The organism is Sandarakinorhabdus sp. (assembly GCF_041689835.1).
In the GTDB taxonomy this organism is placed as follows: domain Bacteria; phylum Pseudomonadota; class Alphaproteobacteria; order Sphingomonadales; family Sphingomonadaceae; genus Sandarakinorhabdus.
Genome location: NZ_JBDNFM010000145.1, coordinates 1 through 2,882, shown reverse-complemented (window position 1 = coordinate 2,882; position 2,882 = coordinate 1). Strand labels below are relative to the sequence as shown.

Here is a 2,882-nt window from a genome sequence, read left to right as displayed (position 1 = left end):
TGAATGACGAAGCGGCGGGATAGAGGCGCGCGGGGACGCTGGCAACCCCAATGCCTCAATAGATGCCGCCTTCGGATTCCAGAAACTCGGCATCCGAACGAATCGGCCCGGCGCTGCGGCGATCAAACACGTCGTTGGCGCGGTTGATGCGGCGCGGTTCACTGTCGGGCTTGAAGGCCTCCCAGATCACGGCGGGCTTGTAACCGGGATCGGGCCACACGCCAAACACGCGCTTGCCCGAGCGCCGGTCGACGCGAACCATGCGCACACCGGGCGGGATGGCAAAGGGCAGCGTGGGCCAATCCTTCAGCGCCGTCTGCCCCCATTGCCGCCAGATCGGCGCCGCCGTGGTGCCGCCTTGGGCATAACCGCCCAGACTGCGCGGCTGATCATATCCCAGATAAAGGCCGGCAACGACATCCTGCGTGCCGCCAACAAACCACACATCATTGGGGCCGTTGGTGGTTCCGGTCTTGCCCGCCAATGGCCGGTTCAGCGGCAGCAGCGCCGTGCCGGTGCCGCGCTGGATGACGCCTTCCATCACATGCAATATCTGGTAGGCGGTGCGGGCATCCATCACCTGTTCGATGCGGCCTTGGGGGCGCGGCATCGGCCCGCCGTTCCAATCGGGCGCATTGCACCCCGGGCAGCCGCGATTGTCGCGCCGCCAGATCAGCTTGCCGCTGCGATCCTGCACATAATCGATCAGGCCAGGTTGCAGCTTGCGGCCCTGGTTGAAAATCTGGGCATACGCGTTGGTGAGCTTCATCACCGTGGTTTCGCCCGCGCCCAGCGCAATCGACAGCACCGGCTGATAATCCCCCACACCCAGCGCCTTGGCCTGCGCAACGATGCGGTCCATACCGGTGGCATCAGCGATGCGCACCGTCATCAGATTGCGCGACTGTTCAAGGCCCCAACGCATGGTTTGGGGCCCGGCAGAACGCATATTGTTGAAATTCCTGAAACATTTCGTGCCCAGCAATTTCGTCTGGAACACGCAATAAGACCCATCGACAACGATGCTGGCGGGCGTGAAGCCATTGTCCATCGCGGTGGCATAGACGATGGGCTTGAAGGTCGATCCCGGCTGGCGATTGGCCTGGGTGGCGCGGTTGAAGGCCTGGGCGCGGGCATCGAAACCGCCAACCATGGCGCGCACGCGGCCCGAGGCGACCTCTTCCACCACCATCCCGCCGGAAATTTCGGGCGGCTGGCGCAGCGCCCAACCGTTCCCGCCGCTGGTGACGGCAATCACATCGCCGGGGCGCAGCACCTGCGCCGCCGATCGGCCCGTGGCGCGATAGGGCCGCGCAGCGTTTCTGGCCCGCAGCGTGTCAGTACGCCCATCCGTAAAACCAATCGTGCTGTCGTTGCCCTGCCTGGCCAGCACCACCGCCTTCACCCACCGCGGATAGCCCAGCGGTACCTGCGTGCCCGACAGGCGGCCCGGCCAAGCCCCGGAGTCTTTGGCGCCCATATCGATGCGTGCCGCCGGTCCGCGCCACGCCCGGCCGGCTTCATACCGGATCATGCCGTCGCGCATCGCCTGTTCGGCGGCCGCCTGCATCACCGGATCAAGCGAGGTGCGAATCCACAGCCCGCCGCCATACACACTGTTGGGGCCGTTATCCTGCGCTTCGCCAAACTGGGCGATCAGCGTGCGGCGCACATCCTCGATGAAATAATCGTCGCGCGGGCGCGGCAGCGCGCGATTGGCAACGGCATCCAGCGGGGTAGCCGCCGCAATGCCGCGCTCCGCCTCGGTGATATGGCCATTGGCTGCCATCTGCCGCAGCACATAATCGCGCCGATCCAGCGCGCGTTCACGGCGGCGCACGGGATCGTAGGTGGACGGCGCCTTGGGCAGGATGGCCAGATACGCCATCTGCGCCAGATCGAGACCGTCGACCGATTTGCCGAAATAGGCCTGAGCGGCAGCCTCCACCCCATAGGCATTGCGGCCCATGAAGATCTGGTTGAGGTAGATTTCCAATATCTGCTGCTTGCTCAAGGCGGCTTCGAGGCGGCGGGCCAGGATTGCCTCCCTGATCTTGCGCCACAGCGAGACTTCGTTGCCAACCAGGCCCTTGGCCACCTGCTGGGTGATGGTGGATGCGCCAACCGGGCGCTGATCCGAAAAAATCGAACCGATGTTGGTGAACACGGCGCGCACGATGCCCAGCCAGTCGATGCCCTCATGCTCAAAAAAGCCCTTGTCCTCCGCTGAAACAAAGGCCTGCAACAGGCGCGGCGGCAGTTCGGCATAAGGCACGAAGATGCGGCGTTCGCGGGTGTAGCTGGTGACGATGGCGCCGTTCACATCGCGCACGGTTGATGGCAAGGCCGGGGTGAAAGTGACGAGTTCGGCTTCCGATGGCAAACCCTTGGTGGCCTGCCAATAAAAGCTGCCGGCCAGCAGCACGGCCAGGCCCATCATCAACACGAGGCGATTGCGGTTCACACGTGGAGCGATAGCGGCGGCGCGGCGTGCTGGGAAGTCACTTCCCGGTCAGATGTTTTTCAATTGCGCGGGCGATTCCGCGCGCCAACCGGCGGCGGCCGTCTTCGGAAAACAGCCGCTGCGCATCATCCTTGTTGGTGACATAGCCGGTTTCAAGCAGCACCGACGGCACATCGGGCGCCTTGAGCACGGCAAAGGCGGCGAAATGGTGGAATTCGCCGCGGAAGCCGATTTCCTGCTCCTCCAGCGCATCCTGCATCATGTCGGCAAACTGCACGGAGACATTGCCCGTGGCACGGCGCGCCAGATCAACCATGATTTCGCCCACCTCCGGCGCCTCCACGCCCAGATTGATGCCGCCGATGATATCCGCCTTGTTTTCGCGCGATGCCAGTCGTTCGGCGATGGCATCGCTGGC

Annotated in this window: 2 protein-coding genes; both read right to left on the bottom strand. The window is 64.3% G+C overall.

The genetic code is table 11. The features are described 5' to 3' along the window. Positions 1–55: 55 nt before the first annotated feature. Complete coding sequence (locus tag ACESL8_RS08065; protein WP_372917644.1) at positions 56–2,464, bottom strand: penicillin-binding protein 1A; 2,409 nt, start codon at positions 2,462–2,464, stop codon at positions 56–58. Between the two features lie 37 nt (positions 2,465–2,501). After that, the coding region (locus ACESL8_RS08060) for an N-acetylmuramoyl-L-alanine amidase (protein WP_372917642.1) at positions 2,502–2,882 on the bottom strand (381 nt) is incomplete at its 5' end.